Annotated in this window: 14 protein-coding genes; 5 read left to right on the top strand and 9 right to left on the bottom strand. The window is 56.7% G+C overall.

What is annotated here, in order from left to right:
- Window positions 1–226 precede the first annotated feature (226 nt).
- Together ppnP and argG are read left to right on the top strand one after the other, a co-directional pair.
- The gene (ppnP, locus tag ACXJKE_RS07185) at window positions 227–553 is read left to right on the top strand and encodes a pyrimidine/purine nucleoside phosphorylase (RefSeq protein ID WP_457279904.1); all 327 of its coding nucleotides are present in this window, start codon (window positions 227–229) and stop codon (window positions 551–553) included.
- Between the two features lie 99 nt (window positions 554–652).
- Window positions 653–1,984, top strand: coding sequence for an argininosuccinate synthase (argG, locus tag ACXJKE_RS07180; protein ID WP_457279903.1), 1,332 nt, complete (start codon window positions 653–655; stop codon window positions 1,982–1,984).
- 75 nt (window positions 1,985–2,059) lie between these two features.
- On the opposite strand, the gene ACXJKE_RS07175 is transcribed toward argG, so the two are convergent.
- The 6 genes from ACXJKE_RS07175 to murB form a co-directional block, all read right to left on the bottom strand.
- Window positions 2,060–5,032, bottom strand: coding sequence for a type I restriction endonuclease subunit R (locus ACXJKE_RS07175; RefSeq protein WP_457279902.1), 2,973 nt, complete (start codon window positions 5,030–5,032; stop codon window positions 2,060–2,062).
- Between the two features lie 9 nt (window positions 5,033–5,041).
- Window positions 5,042–6,307, bottom strand: a complete 1,266-nt coding sequence (locus tag ACXJKE_RS07170) for a restriction endonuclease subunit S (protein ID WP_457279901.1) — start codon at window positions 6,305–6,307, stop codon at window positions 5,042–5,044.
- Window positions 6,294–8,156, bottom strand: coding sequence for a DUF262 domain-containing protein (locus tag ACXJKE_RS07165; protein WP_457279900.1), 1,863 nt, complete (start codon window positions 8,154–8,156; stop codon window positions 6,294–6,296). Before ACXJKE_RS07165 ends, ACXJKE_RS07170 begins: the two co-directional genes overlap by 14 nt.
- On the bottom strand, window positions 8,156–10,531 hold the full coding sequence (locus ACXJKE_RS07160) for a type I restriction-modification system subunit M (protein ID WP_457279899.1): 2,376 nt from the start codon (window positions 10,529–10,531) through the stop codon (window positions 8,156–8,158). Before ACXJKE_RS07160 ends, ACXJKE_RS07165 begins: the two co-directional genes overlap by 1 nt.
- Before the next feature lie 525 nt (window positions 10,532–11,056).
- The gene (locus ACXJKE_RS07155) at window positions 11,057–11,914 is read right to left on the bottom strand and encodes a glycine-rich domain-containing protein (RefSeq protein ID WP_457279898.1); all 858 of its coding nucleotides are present in this window, start codon (window positions 11,912–11,914) and stop codon (window positions 11,057–11,059) included.
- On the bottom strand, window positions 11,914–12,978 hold the full coding sequence (gene murB / locus ACXJKE_RS07150) for a UDP-N-acetylmuramate dehydrogenase (protein WP_457279897.1): 1,065 nt from the start codon (window positions 12,976–12,978) through the stop codon (window positions 11,914–11,916). The genes ACXJKE_RS07155 and murB overlap by 1 nt, the downstream gene beginning before the upstream one ends.
- A gap of 45 nt (window positions 12,979–13,023) precedes the next feature.
- Between murB and ACXJKE_RS07145 the strand changes: the two genes are divergently transcribed.
- The gene (locus tag ACXJKE_RS07145) at window positions 13,024–13,509 is read left to right on the top strand and encodes a YajQ family cyclic di-GMP-binding protein (RefSeq protein ID WP_348050062.1); all 486 of its coding nucleotides are present in this window, start codon (window positions 13,024–13,026) and stop codon (window positions 13,507–13,509) included.
- A gap of 7 nt (window positions 13,510–13,516) precedes the next feature.
- Entirely contained in the window at window positions 13,517–14,194 is a 678-nt protein-coding gene (locus ACXJKE_RS07140) for a retropepsin-like aspartic protease family protein (protein ID WP_457279896.1), read from the top strand.
- Window positions 14,195–14,220: 26 nt separating this feature from the next.
- Here ACXJKE_RS07140 and plsY read toward each other — a convergent pair whose 3' ends face one another.
- The 3 genes from plsY to ACXJKE_RS07125 form a co-directional block, all read right to left on the bottom strand.
- Complete coding sequence (gene plsY, locus ACXJKE_RS07135; protein WP_457280957.1) at window positions 14,221–14,859, bottom strand: glycerol-3-phosphate 1-O-acyltransferase PlsY; 639 nt, start codon at window positions 14,857–14,859, stop codon at window positions 14,221–14,223.
- Window positions 14,860–15,183: 324 nt separating this feature from the next.
- On the bottom strand, window positions 15,184–15,678 hold the full coding sequence (locus ACXJKE_RS07130) for an aminoacyl-tRNA deacylase (protein WP_457279895.1): 495 nt from the start codon (window positions 15,676–15,678) through the stop codon (window positions 15,184–15,186).
- 27 nt (window positions 15,679–15,705) lie between these two features.
- Window positions 15,706–16,767 (bottom strand): aldo/keto reductase, encoded by a 1,062-nt coding sequence (locus tag ACXJKE_RS07125; RefSeq protein ID WP_457279894.1) that lies wholly within the window; start codon window positions 16,765–16,767, stop codon window positions 15,706–15,708.
- A 272-nt stretch (window positions 16,768–17,039) separates the two neighbouring features.
- On the opposite strand from ACXJKE_RS07125, the gene ACXJKE_RS07120 reads away from it, so the two are divergent.
- Complete coding sequence (locus tag ACXJKE_RS07120) at window positions 17,040–17,705, top strand: OmpA family protein (protein ID WP_457279893.1); 666 nt, start codon at window positions 17,040–17,042, stop codon at window positions 17,703–17,705.
- Window positions 17,706–17,832: the final 127 nt, after the last annotated feature.

Raw genomic sequence — 17,832 nt, 5'->3', positions numbered from 1 at the left:
AACATTGTCAGGTATTGGTGGCTATCGGGAAACACCGGCAGGCGGCTGGCATTGGGGATACGCCACAAAGGGCCAACCGGATTCACCGCGGGCCCGGCGAAAGGCTCCGGGTGACCTAAAATCAACGGTTTTGGCGCCACGCGGTGCTTTTCCGCAGCCCGGAACAGCCCCTTTCGTCTCTTTTCGTCTCTTTTCGCCTCTTTCAGTCTCTTTTCAGCACCTTCCCATGCCTACCGAAAAAATCGACAACATCAGCGTGACCACCAAGGCCAACGTCTACTTTGACGGCAAATGCGTGAGCCACGGCATCACGCTGGCCGACGGCACCAAAAAGTCGGTGGGCGTGATCCTGCCGGCCACCCTGACCTTCAACACCGGCGCGCCCGAGATCATGGAATGCGTGGCCGGCGCCTGCGAATACAAGCTGGCCGGCAGCGACAGCTGGGTGAAGTCTTCGACCGGCGAAAAGTTCAGCGTGCCCGGCAACGCGAAATTCGAGATCCGCGTTGCAGCGGGCGAAGCGGCTTACCACTACATCTGCCACTTCGGTTAAAAAAGCGTCCAAGTCCACCCCAAACCGATCATTCGCTCCTTTTTTCATAGCTGCTTGCGCAGGTTTTGCGCGGCTTACAGCGATATTCAGGCCTAAAACATGTCCAACACCATTCTGCAAAACATCCCCGCCAACCAAAAGGTCGGCATCGCGTTCTCTGGCGGCCTGGACACCAGCGCCGCGCTGTTGTGGATGAAACAGAAGGGCGCCCTGCCCTACGCCTATACCGCCAACCTGGGCCAGCCCGACGAAGCCGACTACGACGAGATCCCGCGCAAGGCCATGGAATACGGCGCCATCAAGGCCCGCCTGGTCGACTGCCGCCCACAGCTCGCTGCTGAAGGCATTGCCGCGCTGCAAAGCGGCGCCTTCCACATCACCACCGCAGGCGTCACCTACTTCAACACCACGCCGCTGGGCCGCGCCGTGACCGGCACCATGCTGGTGAGCGCGATGAAGCAGGACGACGTGAACATCTGGGGCGATGGCTCCACGTTCAAGGGCAACGACATCGAGCGTTTCTACCGCTATGGCCTGCTGACCAACCCCGCGCTGAAGATCTACAAACCCTGGCTGGACCAGCAGTTCATCGACGAGCTGGGCGGCCGCGCCGAGATGAGCGCGTTCATGACAGCCAACGGCTTTGGCTACAAGATGAGCGCCGAAAAAGCCTACAGCACCGACAGCAACATGCTGGGTGCCACGCACGAAGCCAAAGACCTGGAAAACCTCAACAGCGGCATCAAGATCGTCAACCCCATCATGGGCGTGCCCTTCTGGAAGGACGACTGCGTCGTCAAGGCTGAAGAAGTCAGCGTGACCTTTGAAGAAGGCCGCCCCGTTGCGCTGAATGGCGTCGCATACCCCGACCTGGTGAGCCTGATCCTCAAGGCCAACGAAATCGGCGGCCGCCACGGCCTGGGCATGAGCGACCAGATCGAAAACCGCATCATCGAAGCCAAGAGCCGCGGCATTTACGAGGCCCCCGGCCTGGCGCTGCTGTTCATCGCCTACGAGCGCCTGGTCACCGGCATCCACAACGAAGACACCATCGAGCAATACCGCGACAACGGCCGCAAACTCGGCCGCCTGCTGTACCAGGGCCGCTGGTTCGACAGCCAGGCCATCATGCTGCGCGAAACCGCCCAACGCTGGATCGCCAGCGCCATCACCGGCACCGTGACGCTGGAACTGCGCCGCGGCAATGACTACTCGCTGCTGAACACCGAATCACCGAACCTGACCTACGCGCCTGAGCGTTTGAGCATGGAAAAAGTGGAAGACGCGCCGTTCTCGCCGCTGGACCGCATTGGCCAGCTGACCATGCGCAATCTGGACATTACGGATACGCGGGCCAAGTTGGGGATTTACTCCAATGCTGGGATGCTGGAGCTGGGCAAGGGGGATGACTTTTTGAAGCTGGGCAAGTAAGGCGCCTTCGAGTTGACATAAAAAAGCCCGCATATGCGGGCTTTTTTACGGCGCGATTGCAAATTGGGCACTACATCAAGTCGGCTTAGACCCAAGAATGCCATTGATACCGCCGCCTTGCATGCTCAGCAACCTTGAAATACTCGCATCAAAGGCTCGCTTGAAATCGGGGTCACCCGCGTAGCGTTTGTACAAGTCCAGCTCCCGGCGGCGCTCGATACTGACGGCGTGTTGGATTAGCTTCTCCAGTGCCAACTGCCGGTTCTGGGCATCAGGGTTGTCTTCGACCTGTGCCTTGTAGTCTGCGTGGTTTGCCACGTGCTGGGCGATATTGATGAACTTTACCCGTTGCTCTTCGGGCGTGGCCTCCCACCCGGCAAAGTGGCGGTCGTTGAAGGCGCGGACGATCTCTTCCAGCGGGTCTTTGTCTCCCGGTCCCATGTGTGGGCCCCGTAAGTTCGGGTTTTGCGGCTCTAGTTCGGTTTCAGCGGCATCAAGGCCAATCTTGGCTTCGAGCCGTGAGCGTTCCAGCCCATAGGTAGAGAGGTCAACGCTGTTCAGCAATTCATCCAACTTGTCCTGGTCGGGGTCTTTCACTTTCAGCTTGGGGATCAGGAACTTCAGAAACCAATGCAGCATTTCCCAGTTCACGTTGTTGAACGAAATGATGGCTGCTATTTGCGCGTAAATCTTGACGAACTGCTTGGCCTTGATCTTGAAGTCGATACGTTGCTCGTCGTTCAAGTCGGCATCAAAACGGACCACCACCGTGTCGATGATGGGAGCGAGTTCTTCGGCTTCGGCGCTGGCAAAGAACTTCTCATTGAAGGTCATCACTTCAGTCCAGTCGTAGATGCCAAAGTTGTCGAGCACGTCTTTCAGGTCATGCAAAACATTCACGTCCGTTGGCTCGCTCAGGCTGGTGGACGTATAGAAGGGATCAAACGCCGCCTTGATGTCGTCCACGGAGTTGTAGAAGTCGAGCACGAAGGTATCAGCCTTGCCCAGCTTCCAGTTGCAGCGATTGAGCCGGGACAGCGCTTGCACGGCCAGAACACCTTGCAGTTTCTTGTCCACATACATGGTGTGCAGCATGGGCTCATCGAAGCCGGTCAGGTACTTGTTGGCAACCACCAGAATCTTGGCGTCGTCTTTCTCGAATTCGTCGGGCAAGTCACGCGCAGAAAAGCCGTTCAGGGACTCTTCGGTGTGCTTGATGCCGTCCACCATCTTTTCGCCGGAGAACGCCACCAACGCCTTGAACGGGGCATTGGCCTCTTTTAATGCGGAGCGGATGGCAAAGAAGTATCGGATGGCGCATTCGATATTGCGCGTCACTACCATGGCCTTGGCCTTGCCTTTCAGCTTCTTGGCCTGCCAAACGCTGGCCGTGAAGTGGTCGACCATGATCCTGGCCTTTACCTCAATGGTCTTTGGGCTGGCTTCGACAAAGGCTTTCAGCTTCTTCTGTGCCTTGGCGGTATCGAACAGCGGGTTGTCCTCAACCGACTTCTGAACCTCGTAGTAGCTTTTGTACGTGGTGTACTTCTCCAGCACGTCGAGAATGAATTTCTCCTCGATGGCTTGCTTCATGGAATACAGGTGGAAGGGGTAGAACTTGCCGTCAGCGGCTTGGCGGCCAAACTTCTCCAGCGTGGCAGGCTTGGGCGTGGCAGTGAACGCAAAGTAGCTGGCGTTCTTGCTCATCTTTCGCTCATTCATCGCCGCCAGAATTTGGTCTTGCACATCCACAGGCTCGTCACCATCCTGGCCCGCCAATGTCTCGTTGACCTTGTCCGCTGCTACACCGGATTGTGACGAATGCGCCTCGTCAATGATGACGGCGAACTTGCGGTCAGACAGTTGCCCGATGCCATCCACGATGAAGGGGAACTTCTGCACCGTGGTGATGATGATCTTCTTGCCAAGTTCAAGGTTGTACTTCAGGTCCTGCGCGCTTTCGCAGTGGGCGACGATATTCTTGGTTTCAGAGAACAGCTTGATGTTGTCCTTGAGCTGAGTGTCCAGCACGCGTCGGTCTGTCACCACCACTACGGAATCAAACAGGTTTGCGGTACCGGTGGGATCGTACTGCTCCACCAGTTGATACGCCAGCCACGTGATGGAGTTGGACTTGCCCGAGCCAGCCGAGTGCTGAATCAGGTAGGTCTGGCCCACGCCCTTCTGCTGGGCATCCACCAGAATGCCGCGTACCACGTCGAGTTGGTGATAGCGGGGAAAGAACAGCGCCCTACGCTCCTTGCCAGTCTTCTTGTCCTTCTCGACTGTGAATTTGGCGAATTGCTCGATGATGTTGGTCAGGCTACGGCGCGGCAAAACGTCTTGCCACAGGTACGCCGTCTTGTGCCCGTTTTGATTGACCGGGTTGCCCTTGCCGTGGTTGTTGCCCTTGTTGAACGGCAGAAAGTTACTGTCGTTACCCGCCAGTTGCGCGCACATGAAAGCCTCGTCCGGGTCCACCGCGAAATGCACCAGGCAGCGGCCAAACTCGAACAGCGGCTCCTTGGGGTCACGGTCGGTGCGGTACTGGCGAACGGCGTTCTGCACGTTCTGGCCTGTCCACGGATTTTTGAGTTCCAGCGTCGCCACTGCCAAGCCGTTGACGAACAGGGCCATGTCCACCGATTTGAAAGTATCCGTCTGGCTGTAATGCATCTGCCGGGTCACGCTGAAGCGGTTGGCCTCAAAGTTGGCCGCCACCTCCGGATTGAGGTCGTTATATGGCAGGCGGTAGAGCAAATCGAAGTGGGCATCGTCAATATCCAGCCCTTTCTTCAGCACGGCCAGCACGCTGTCTTTCTTGATCTTCTTGTTCAGCCTCTCCAGTACCAGCCGCCGCCAGTTGGGCCGGTCCTTCAGCTTCGCCAACTCCTTGGGTTGGGTGGCTTCAAGAAATTCCCAAAAGAGCTTGCCGTCAACAGCGAATTCCTGGTCAAAGTCAGCCGGATCGCCAACGCGATAGCCGTCCTTCGAAAGAGCGTTTTCGATATGCGATTCGAGCGCGGCTTCGTTGGTTTGACTGACCATGGAACTCCCTTAGATTTTTATCTTCCCGGTAACTGATTCTGCGATCAGTGCACTCCTCATTTCCTTCAAGGCAGAAATTTCCGTTTCTATTTTGCCTTGCATCGTCGCGAAATCTTCGTTAACTCGATTGATGAATTTCACAATGTCCGCCTGCTCGTCTGCAGGCGGAACAATTGCTGGTATTGCGTTGAAGTCTTCAGAGTAGAGACGCAAGAATCCAACGACGATGCCACGAACCCTGCGATTGAACTCAGCAAGATAACCGGGTGCCTTGAAGAGGCGTTCAAAGAAGATGGGTTGATTCGTTTGATCTCGGAGCCTGAACACAGAATAGTCAGGACTGACTAATCCATCGCAAGGTGCCACCCCAAATACTGCCAAATGAGCTTTCAGTCGGTTTTGTACCAAGTCGCCCTCGCGGCAAAGTTTTGCGCCGTCATAAGACTCTGACTGGAGGGTTTGAATATCCAATTCCTTGGCAGGTACTAAACCATATCGTTGGCTCATTGATAAGTGAATTTCCTCACCTTTCAAGGATCGCTGATTCTGTTCTCGGAAAACGTAGCGATTCGGTATGACCTTCCAATGGGCTGGTATGGGGTCAAGCCAAGGCACACCGCTGTCACGTCTAGGAGCGGATGCATTAATTCCTTGCGTAACTGCTTGGTTAATCAATATAGTCTTTTGCTCTTGAATAAGACCAATTAATGCCGCCTTCTTCCCGATAGCATTGTTGATTTCGGCAGTTTTTTGGTCGAGAAAAGTGACGATGCGACCCTGCTCCTCTTTGGGAGGAATAGGTATCAGTAAGCGTTTGAAATCCCCAAAATCCATGTTCTGACGCAAGCCCGATCCCATGCCATAAAAGACCTTGAGAGCGTCGTAGCTCTCCAGTACGCGGAACATGTAAGCTGGGCTAACTGCAGGCTTGCATCGGAGACCAAGGTAAGCTGAGGTAATCATCCCCCCATCATGCGCCAAGCCTACGCGCAGGCTTGTTTGGTCATTCTGCAAGTCGGTCGTGCGAATGACAATATCGCCGGGTTTGATGAGCTGGTAAGTATCAAATGATTCAGGGACCAGCCCCGTCATCTTCTCTTCCGGCTTGACAACGATTCTCCCGTAACTCAAAGATAGGACCGTCTTTTCAGTGAGTTTTTTGTTCCGGTCTTTGTTTTCTTCAAAGCACGTAAATCCAGGGCGCACATCCCAATGGGCTGGCACATCCCCAATCCATTTTGCTCCGCTGGGCTTGTATTTTTCATGCCGTTGCATCAGCGGCCTCCTGCAAGCGGCTCAATGACCACAACCGCTTGGCGATGCCTTGGTAAGCGGCATAGCGTTCTTCAAAGCTTGCTTTCTTGAATTCTTCAAAGGATTTGAAGGGCAAACCGGTGCGTGCCATCAGCTGCAAGAAGCCTGGGTTGTGCTGATAGCAGGCGCTATGCAGCGAACGAGCCAACAGGTTTTCCTTCTGGTAGTGCGCCACCTTGTCCGCAAAGGTCTTGTCGTTCAGGCTGGCATTGATCTTTTTGGGCAGCAGGACAAGGCCGGCGATGCGGTTGCGGTAGCTGGCGAATTCTTGCGCATGGGCGAATTCATCTGCATGGCGCTCAAAATGGTTGGCCCAAAGGTGTTCAATTTCGTAAGCGTTTTTACCTGAGCGCACGATGTATTCAAGGTAGCGCCCCGGCTGACCACTTTGTTCTTCAATCCAGTGAGTGAACCGGGCCAACTGGCGGTGCAGGCTCTTGGCATTCCAGTTAATCAGCGACGGCTGATCCCCAAGCGGAAATTCCTTTTCATCACTGGTGAGCCGTGCAATAAGCTTCTCACGCAATGCCTCCAGCGACAGGTTGCGCAGTTCTTTGGTCAGCAGAAAGGTAGCGTACTGCAAGGTGGAATAGTCGATGGACTTGAAATTCCAAAGGCGGCGATTCAACCAGCAGTCCAGATAGTCAGCTGTAAGGCGCAGCTTGGCCTTGACCGTGGCTTCGTCATCAGTGGGGAGCAGCGTTGCCAGCAGCACCTGAAACTGTTGAGTGAAACCGTGGTCGGCATTGAAGCGAACGGATTCAAGCCCCGGCTTCAAACTCTCGCTGGCTTCCAGTAAGTCCAGGTACACACGGGCAAAGAAGCGCAGGTCTTGTCGCACCCAGCGGTTGAAGTCTTCGCTAACATTTAGTCCAACTAACTCGTGATTGGTACGCACCCAGCGGTGGTATTCCGTTCCGATCAAGTCAAAGTCTTCGGGTTTGGCACCTTTCTTCCGCTCGCGGATGTCGCCAGCGTACTTGGCGCGCAGCCATGCCTTAAAGAAATCAGCCTCGGTTTCCTTCGTGTCGCGGTCGTTATCCCGCTTGGCAAAGGTCAGAAGCCATTGCTTGATTTCCTTGTTGGCCTCGGCCCGCTTTATCGCATCGGTGATGCTGGCAAGCAGGTAGCCCTTGAGCATGTCAGTATTGCTCAAGGAGAGGCCACGGTCATTCATGGTCTCGAAGATGGTGTACGCATCGGCATCCGCGTAGGCGCTGATCTCGACAAGCTGTGTTTTGTTGCGCAGCCAATCCACAAAGTACGGCAGGGCAGGCGTGTCTACGATCTCGGCCGGAAAGGCCTCACCAATATCGCCATACCGATCCATTAGGTTTTGCATTGACTCAGCTTGGCCTGATGTGTCATACCCAACACCCTCTGAGTCAAAGAGCGCGTTCATGCACTCGTTGCGTTCAGGGATATCGAGATTGAAAGATTTTTCGCCATACTCATCCGAGAAAATCATCTTCTCAACAGCGACGATGCTTGTCTTTCCCTTTTGAATGTTGTGCAGATAGATAAGTAAAAGCGTTAAGCTAGTGAGACGCTGTTGGCCGTCAACAATCTGCTTCTTGTCCTCAGACTGGCTTATGACAATAGAGCCCAAAAAATAGTGGCCATAACCGGCAACGTCTTTGCGTTCATGCGTTGGCTGGTATTCCTCCAGGAAAGCGCTCGTCAGATCCGTGACCAGTTCCTCCATCTGCTTCTTCTGCCATTTGTATTCGCGCTGGTAGTAGTCGATGCCGTATTTGATATCGCTGAGCAGTTCCCGAACGCTACGGGTCTTAGCTTGAATCTCTTGCATCACCTGGCTCCCGATACAAAGCTAACCAGTTGTTTCAACAAACCATCAGTTTCAGCTTCCAGAGCCAGGATTTCCGCCGTCACTTCTTGGAGGCTGCGCAATGGCTTGTGCTGATAGAAGTATTTGTTGAAGCTGATCTCGTAGCCGATCACCGTCTTATCGAGTGCAATCCAAGCCTCGTCGACGTGCGGGCGCACCTCTCGGATGAAGTATTCATGGATGACGCTGGAGGCCGAAGGAGTCTTGCTTTTGGCCAGGGGTACGTTTTCGGTGTCACGCAACTCGCTGTCAGGCTCGTATTCGATGTATTCACCAGTTTTGGCACCGGGCCAATAGCCGTAGTCGCCGAGCCGTTCTGCTGTGGTCTGCAATTCAGAGAGCAGGTCCTTGAGTTTGGGACCGCTCAGCTTGTGATGCTCCTTGATAACTTTGGCAGCCCGCGGGTCGCGCCAGCTCACTGCGTTCAAAACCTGCTTGCGCTCAGAGGTGGAGAGCTTCAACTTCAAGGCAGTGCAAGTTTCGTCCACCATGGTTTCAAACACGTTGAAATCCAGATGTTCGTTCTGTCCAACCTTGGCAGCGATCTGCTGTGCAGCCAGCATGATGTCACCTTGGGCCTGCCACGTGGTCTGCGCCAGTAGCTCTTTGCGGTTCTTGGGCGACAAGGTGATTTCTTCGCGCTCAATATGGTTCTCGATAGCTTCGGCGTGAGATTTGAGGTCGGTATAAACCTCGTCGCCGTACTTGCCATAGACCCATTCCATGATCTCCTGCATGCCCGGTGTGAAGCGCAGTGTGGCAATGCGCTCAGCGCTGAATTGCGCGGCCAGACGCAAGGGTCGCTCTACCGTGACCTTGTAATAGCCAAAGTCCCGGTTGTCGAACACTTTCGATACGCCTTCATCGGCGAGGCTCAGATAGAGCTGGGTGATTTGCTGGATGTGTTCGGCCGTGAATTCGCAATTCTTTTCGCCAAGGTTTTTGCGCAGCTTCTGGTACAGGTTGGACGCGTCGATCAGCTGCACCTTGCCTTGCCTTTTTTTCGCTTTGTGGTTTGACAGCAGCCATACATAGGTGGTGATGCCGGTGTTGTAGAACAGGTTGTTCGGCAACTGGATGATGGCTTCGAGGTAGTCGCACTCAAGAATATGGCGGCGGACGTTGCTTTCGCCGCTGCCTGCATCGCCAGTAAACAAGGCAGAACCGTTGTGAACGGAAGCAATGCGTGAGCCAGAAAACCGCGTGGCGTTCTTGTCGCTCAAATCTGAGCGCCGCTTCATCTTGTCCACCATTTCCATCAGAAACAGCAACTGGCCGTCTGATGAGCGCGGAATGGCAGCATAAAAATCATGTGACTCGCCGGTGTAGTCCGTCAGTTGCACCTCGAAGCGATGGTCAAGTACCTCTTTGCCTTCGATGATGCCTTTCTGATCGCCCTTCCAGGATTTGCCATAAGGCGGATTGCTCAACATGAAGTCGAAACGTATGCCTGAAAAGTCGTTGGTCGCCAACGTCGAACCAAACTTGATGTTCTCGGGATCGTTGCCCTTAATCATCATGTCGGATTTGCAGATGGCGTAAGTTTCGGGGTTGATCTCTTTGCCGTACAAGAACACACCCACCTTGGCTTTGATCTCGCCTTCCACATCGGTCACGAAGTCCTGAGATTCGGTCAACATGCCGCCGCTACCGCAGGCTGGGTCATAGATCGTGAGCGGATTGGGCAGTTGATCCTTTACGGGGATGAACACCAGATTGGTCATGAGGTTAATAACCTCACGCGGCGTGAAGTGCTCCCCGGCCTCTTCGTTGTTTTCTTCGTTGAACTTGCGGATCAGTTCTTCAAATACATAGCCCATGCCAAGGTTGGACAGCCCCGGCTGCGTTCGACCATCTGGCCCTTTGCGGTCATCTGGGCTGAGGTTGATTTCCTCAGACACGAACTTCTCGATCACGTCATGCAGCACGTCCGACTGCGCCATCTTGCGAATCTGGTTACGCAGGTCAAACTTATCGATGATCTCTTTGACATTGTCCGAAAAGCCATCAAGGTAATTCTTGAGGTTAGCTTCCAGCTGGGACGGGTTGCCCAACAGGCTTTTCAGCGTGAACTTGGACGTGTTGTAGAAAACGTAGCCAGAAGCATCACGCAAGCCGTGTGGGTCGAGATCAGCCATTTTGGCGTCATCCCGCTGAAATTTGACTTCTGCCAGAACAAACTCTTTTGTGGACTCCAGGAGGCAGTCCAATCGTCGCAGTACGAACATCGGCAAAATGACATCTCGATACTTGCCGCGCACAAACACGTCACGCAGGCAGTCGTCAGCAATTGACCAAATGAAAGAAACAATCTTGTTATGTGTTGTGTGGTCCATGTGTCCCTGGGTCCTGTAGCAGCGTGTGGAGCGTCTATTGAGACGCAGCCTACCTTGCCAAATATGATGAGTTTGTTATTGGAAACATTGCTAGGCGTGGGTCCACGCTTATCGGCAGTGACTATATCCCGCGGCCTCAGGCTTACGCCTGTGGGGCCTCCGCCTCCATGAGCAGCTTCACCAAGGGCTTGTTGATGAAGTACACCGCCTTGCCTAGCTCTGGATTTGGTAGGTGTGTCAACACAACCGTCTCTTCATGTTAAATATTTGAATAATTTTTAACGCGGAAAAACCTTGTGTTAAATAAATCTCTCTTTTTTGGCCCTTGGACAACCGCTACAGGGGCAAAGGGCACTCGCAAGCTTTAAAAGCTGCTCTGAAGGCTCCAAAACCCTCATTTTTGGTATCAAAAGTGCTCGAAGCCACCGTCTAACAAGCGCGAGCAGCTATTAAAAACATAGCAAACGTCAAAAAACCGCCTTCGGGCGGCTTTTTTTCATTGGCCTTTCGTTCCTCGGCCACGCGCTAGTCGCCACCTCCGCCGCAACCTCCGCCGCATCCACCACCGTCGCTACCGCCATCACTGCCTCCGTCGCCGTCACCGGAGCTAGTGCCTTCGGAGCCGCCAAACCCATCCGCATCGCCGCTGTAGCTGCCGTCGGAAAAGCTTTCGCCGCAATAAGCGTCTCCCGAGCCGCCTGCTCCGTCGTCACGCTGAGGCTGGCTGCAGTCGGGCAGGTAATGAAAGCCATTGGGAATCGCCAGCTTCGCGTCCAGGGCAAAGAGCAGCGGCAGGCGGCTGGGCGAGCGCGGCTTGATGGCCTCGTCGCGGCAGGCCCAGTACCAGGCGCGCCGCAGGCCGTCGTTGCTGGAAGCGCGGCGGCCCAGCGCTTCGGCTGGCACATGGTCCATGAAACGGCCCAGCACCAAGTCACACCACTCACGGTAGGCGCGCGTGTGCAGAATGAATTCGTGCCACATGCTGTCGACCACGCGTGACGGCATGGCCACAAACTTGCCCTTGCTGCGCACGCAGGCCAGGAAGAATTGCCGCAGCCCGCGCTCGACCAGTTCGGTGTCTTTGGCGCTCAGGTGCGGATAGGTATCGCGCAGCTTGCGCTTGAGGAACTGCGGCAGCGGCGCCTCGCGCACCAGGCGTTCGCGTTCACGCGTGGCCCACACGGCCAGCACCACCATGGCGGCGACCAGCCCGAATAATCCGGTTGCCAGCCCCGTCGGTTTGCGCCAGCCGGCCTCGCCGGCCATCATCAGCACCACCCAGAGGACGGTCAGCACGACCGAAAGCTGCCGCGCGTGGCGCAGCACCAAGCGGCGCCAGAGCGCAATGTCTGGCCCGGTGTAGACCTTTGCGGCGGTCGCCATCAGACCACCACCGGTTCAGGCTCCAGCAGGATGCCAAAGCGTTCGTACACACTGGTCTGGATGGCCTTGGCCAGCGTCATGACCTCGCCGCCCGTGACCGGGTCGGCCGTGCCGCCGCGGTTGACCAGCACGAGCGCCTGTTTTTCATAGACACCGGCATTGCCGATGGTCTTGCCCTTCCAGCCGCAGGCGTCAATGAGCCATCCGGCGGCCAGCTTGACCGTGCCATCGGCGAGGTGGTAATGAACGATTTTGGGCTCCCTCTGGATGATGTCGGCACACTGTTCGGGTGAGACGGTCGGGTTCTTGAAAAAGCTGCCGGCGTTGCCGATCACCTGCGGATCAGGCAGCTTGGCTTTGCGGATTTCGCAGATCCAGTCGTAAATTTGCTGCGCGTCGGGCGTCTGGATGCCGGATTGCGCCATTTTTTTGTCGATGTCGGCATAGCCCAGCACCGGCTTCCATGCCTTGGGAAGGGAAAAGCGCACCCGCGTGATGAACGCCTTGCCTTCCAGCCCAAAACCATGGGTAGCCGACTCCGGCGCCGAACTGCTGTGCTTGAACACCGAATCACGGTAGCCGAACGCGCATTGCGCGGCATTGAGGGTAAATGACTGGCCTGTCGTCAAGTCGATGGCGTCGAGCGACTCAAAGCGGTCTTGCAGCTCCACGCCATAGGCGCCGATGTTCTGCACCGGTGAGGCACCGACCGTTCCGGGAATTAATGCCAGGTTTTCCAGGCCCGGGTAGCCGTTTTGCAGCGTCCAGGTGACGAGGTCGTGCCAGTTTTCACCGGCGCCCGCCTCGATGACCCAGGCCTTGGCGTCTTCCCTGAGCAGCCGTTTGCCCATGATTTCGACCTTGAGCACCAGCGGTTTTACGTCGCCGGTCAGCACGATATTGCTTCCACCGCCCAGCACAAACTTGGGGGAGGCCTTCAGGGCCGGGTCTTGCAAAGACGCGGCAATATCGGCCTCCTTTGTCACCCGCACCAGGCTGAGCGCCTTGGCGACGATGCCAAAGGTGTTGGAATGCTGGAGTGGAACGTTTTTCTCGACTAACATCCGGGTGATTGTCTCACTCCAACCCCCGAAAAAAAGACTTGCACCATGCCCTCTTTCGACACCGTTCTTGAAGCCGATCTGGTCAAGGTCAAAAACGCCGTGGAAAACACCTCCAAGGAAGTCGGCAATCGCTTTGACTTCAAGGGCACCTCGGCGTCCATCGAGCTGAAGGACAAGGACATCATCCTCGTCGGCGACGGCGACTTCCAGATCGACCAGATCAATGACATCCTGCGCTCCAAGCTCGCCAAGGCAGGCGTTGATGTGCGCTTTCTGGACACCGGCAAGATCGAGAAAATCGGCGGCGACAAGGTCAAGCAGACCAACAAGGTCCGCAACGGCATCGACACCGAAACCGCCAAGAAGATCCAGGCCGCCATCAAGGCCAGCAAACTCAAGGTGCAGGCCGCCATCCAGGAAGAAAAAGTCCGCGTCACGGGCGCCAAGCGCGACGACCTGCAGGCCGCAATGGCGCTGATCCTGTCGGAGATGAAGGACTTTCCGCTTAGTTTTGACAACCGCCGGGATTAAGCCTGCCATGAAACTTCTGCCTGCCCTCACCCAAGCAGCATTTTTGCTGTCCGCGACTTTGCTGCTGCACGGTGCCGCCCGGGCGCAGAACGAAGGCCAGTCGGTAGCACTGGCCGGCATGATGGGCACCAAAGCCCTGCTGGTGGTCAACGGCAGTTCACCCAAGAGCGTCGCGCCCGGTGAAACACACCAGGGCGTAAAGATTATTTCCACCACCAGCGACCAGGCAGTCATCGAGCAGTCCGGCAAGCGGCACACACTGCGGGTGGGCGATGCGCCGGTGAACTCCGGCGGCAGCACCGCCTCAGCAGGACGGGGCACCCGTATCACCATCACTGAAAGCGGCGGCGGTCATTTCATGACGGCCGGGCAAATCAACGGAAAAGCCGTGCAGTTCATGGTTGACACCGGTGCGACCAGCATTGCCATGAGCGCGTCGGATGCGGAGCGCTCTGGCATTAACTACAAAGACGGGCAGCCTGTGCGCATGTCCACAGCCAACGGCACCACGCAAGGCTACCGGGTCAAGCTCAATTCGGTACGTGTGGGTGACGTGGAGGTCTTTGACGTGGATGCGGTCGTCATACCGCAACCGATGCCTTTTCTGCTGCTGGGCAACAGTTTTTTATCGCGCTTTCAGATGAAGCGCGACAACAACCTCATGACGCTGGACAAGCGTTATTAGCCCTTCGCGGTGCGTTGCCGGCCGGGCTATTTGGTGGCCTGTTTTGAACCACCCAGCTTCGACTCCGTTCCCTTGATCAGCTTGTTGATGTTCTCGCGGTGGCGATAGATCAGGAGCGCACTGACAACGACCATCATGGCCAGCAGGTTCTTGTCGACATACCAGGCGGCCCGGTCGCCAAACAGGTAATACAGCGGCGAAAAAACGGCCGCCACCAGTGATGCCAGTGAGGAATAGCGCGAAAAGAAGGCGACGATCACCCAGGTTGCCAGCGTGGCAACACCCAACACCCAGCTGACGCCCAGCAACACCCCGGCCGCCGTCGCGACACCCTTGCCGCCCTTGAACTGAAAAAACACCGGATACAGGTGCCCCAGGAAAGCCGCCAGCCCGACGGCGGCCATCGTGCCTTCGCCGAGGCCATAGTCACCGCCAAACCATTTGACAAGCACCACCGGCACCCAACCCTTGAGGCCGTCCAGCAGTAACGTGATTGCCGCCGCGGCCTTGCTGCCGGAACGCAGCACGTTGGTGGCGCCGGGGTTCTTGCTGCCGTAGCTGCGGGGGTCACTCAAACCCATCACCCGGCTGACGATGACAGCAAACGACAGCGAGCCGATCAGGTAAGCCAGCAAAGTCGCGCCGGCTGAATACACGTAGTCCAAATTCATCTCCCTTGTTATGTGGTGGCCACCGGCATTTCAGCCGTGGCCCGTTGCGTTGTCCATACTGAGAACCTGTTTAATGTCTTTTTGGAGTCGCACAAGTACCTTTTCGGGATGGGATGCAAGGCGCGGTGTGCAGCCCATAGCCCAGCTATGGGCAAGCGCCGCAACGCCGCAGATCGCCCGAAAAGGCACTTGCCCGAAGGGTTGGCGTGAAATCGGGCGATTGGACGCCCCGGCAGCTTGCATGGGCTCCAGCCCATGCGGCGCATCCGAAGCATCCACTCATCCCGATTGCACGCCAATGCGATCTCCAAAAAGACATTAAACAGGTTCTAAGGCGCAGTTGACTGATTTTGCACCCAGCAAGGTGACACAAACCTGCGGGTCAATACCAATCAGGTAGCCCCGCCGCCCGCCGTTGATGGCGATTTTGGGCAGGGCCAGGATGCTTTCCTCGATATACACCGGCATCGCCCTGCGCGTGCCGAAAGGCGATGTGCCGCCGACCAGGTAGCCGCTGTGGCGGTTGGCGACTTCGGGCTTGCACGGTTCGACCGACTTGGCGCCGATCTGCCGTGCCAGGTTCTTGGTGGAAACCTTGCGGTTGCCATGCATCAATACCAAAAGCGGCTTGGCGTCCTGGTCCTGCATGACCAGCGTTTTGACGACGGTGAATGGGTCAAAGCCCAGCACCTCGGCGCTGTGCTGCGCCCCGCCGTGTTCCAGGTACTCATAGGGGTGCTCGGTGAAGGGTACCTTGCTGACCTTTAGCAAGGCAGTAGCCGGTGTCTCGCTGACGTGATCTTTTTTTGCCATGACGCGACGTGCGCAGCAGACCGCAGCTTACAAGGCTGGGTCGCGCGTTTCCCATCGGATTTTGTCGATCTCAGCCAGAACTTCAGCGGTCAACTTGGTGCCCCAGGCATCCAGGTCTTCGTCCAGTTGCGCGACCGTCGTCACGCCGATGATGGTGCTGGCCACATGCCACTTGGTGTAGCAGAACGCCAGCGCCAGCTGGGTCGGGGTCAGCTTGTTGTCACGCGCCAGCGCGTTGTAGCGCCGGGCGGCGGCCAGTGCCTCGGGGCGACCCCAGCGTTGTTTGCGCACCGACTCGAATTTGGCGATACGCGCATCCTTGGGCGCGGCCGGGCCTTCAGTGCCCGACTGGTCGTATTTGCCTGTGAGCAAACCGAAGCCCAAGGGCGAATAAGCCAGCAGCGAGACACCCAGGCGGTGCATGGTTTCGTCCAGGCCGTTTTCCACCGTGCGGTTGACGAGGCAGTATGGGTTCTGCACGGTGGCCACACGCGGCAAACCGTGCTGCTCGGCCAGGCGCACAAACTCGTGCACGCCATACGGGGTTTCGTTGGAAAGCCCGATAAAACGCACCTTCCCGGCTTTCACCAAAGCACCGAGTGCCTCGAGCTGCTCATGGATCGACGTGGCAGAGCGCTCTTGCGCAGGGTTGTAATACAGCGCGCCAAACGCCGGCACGTGGCGTTCAGGCCAGTGAATCTGGTAGAGGTCGATGACATCGGTCTTCAGCCGCTTCAGGCTGGCATCGCACGAAGCCAGAATGTCCTGGGCCGTCATGCCGCTGCCTTCACGCACCCAGGGCATGCCGCGCGAAGGTCCGGCGACCTTGGTAGCAAGCACCAGCTTGTTGCGTGCTGAAGGATTTTTGGCAAACCAGTTGCCGATGATGGTTTCGGTCGAACCGCAGGTTTCGGCGCGCGCCGGCACCGAATACATTTCGGCGGTGTCGAGAAAGTTGACGCCGCGCTCCAGTGAGCGGTCCAGGATGGCATGAGACGTGGGCTCATCCACCTGCTCGCCGAATGTCATGGTACCCAGGCAAATGGGGGTCACGTGAAGGTCGCTGGAGCCGAGTTGAACTTTATTCATGGAGGAGTCACATGTGAGATTGAAGAGGCCGTACGACAGCAAAAACGCTGTGACGGAATTCACGGAATTGACAAAACGGCTAGTTTAAGGTCTCCGTAAACGGCGTGCAGGCGCGCCTATATCGCGCCCTTGTCTTACAACTGCTCACTTTTTGCATGCCTAGTATTCACACACCCGCGCTTTAATGCGCTGCTGATTGAAGTAAGACCGACAACCGTTCTCCTTCACTCCGATACCTAGATTAACGACATTAACTTTCCGAGGAACATTTCATGAACAAACTGACCATCACATCCATTACCTGCGCGGCGCTGGCTGCATTGACCCTCTCCGGCTGCGCCAACATGAGCGAAACACAGCAGGGCACCGCCAAGGGCGCCGGCATTGGCGCTGTTGCAGGTGCCGTGCTGGGTGCGGCAACTGGCGGCTCCAAGGGCGCAGCCACCGGTGCCGTTCTGGGCGGTGCCGTGGGTGCCGGCGGCGGTTATATCTGGTCCAAGAAAATGCAGGACCAGAAAGCCGCCATGGAAAAAGCGACCGTCGGCACCGGTGTGGCCGTCAGCCAGACCACTGACAACCGCCTGAAGCTCGACATCCCCAGCGACGTTTCTTTTGACGTGGGCCGTTCCGCCATCAAGCCGAACTTCGCCCCCATCCTGAACCAGTTCGCCACCAGCCTGAACCAGAACCCGGTAACGACAGTGACCATCATCGGCCACACCGACAACACCGGTTCTGACGCCATCAACAATCCGCTGTCCATTGACCGTGCCGATTCGGCCCGCGACTACCTGGTCAGCCGCGGCGTGGCACGCACCCGCATCGTGACGGACGGGCGCGGTTCGCGCGAACCGGTGGCAGACAACAACTCACAGCAGGGCCGTGACAAGAACCGCCGCGTTGAAATCTACGTGGCTGAACAAGTCGCAGCCCGCTGATTGGCACACCCCTGTTGAGGCTCACTTCGTGTAGCCTCCTCTCCCCTTGCAGGGGACAGGCGCCTTGGGACTGGCAGAGCCAGATCCCGGCCCCTACTGGAAGGAAAAAAGCACCCTGCGGGGTGCT

The sequence above is a fragment of the Polaromonas sp. P5_D5 genome (genome assembly GCF_054049435.1).
Note: the sequence above shows the minus strand (reverse complement) of the source record. Positions and strands in the feature narration are given on the sequence as shown.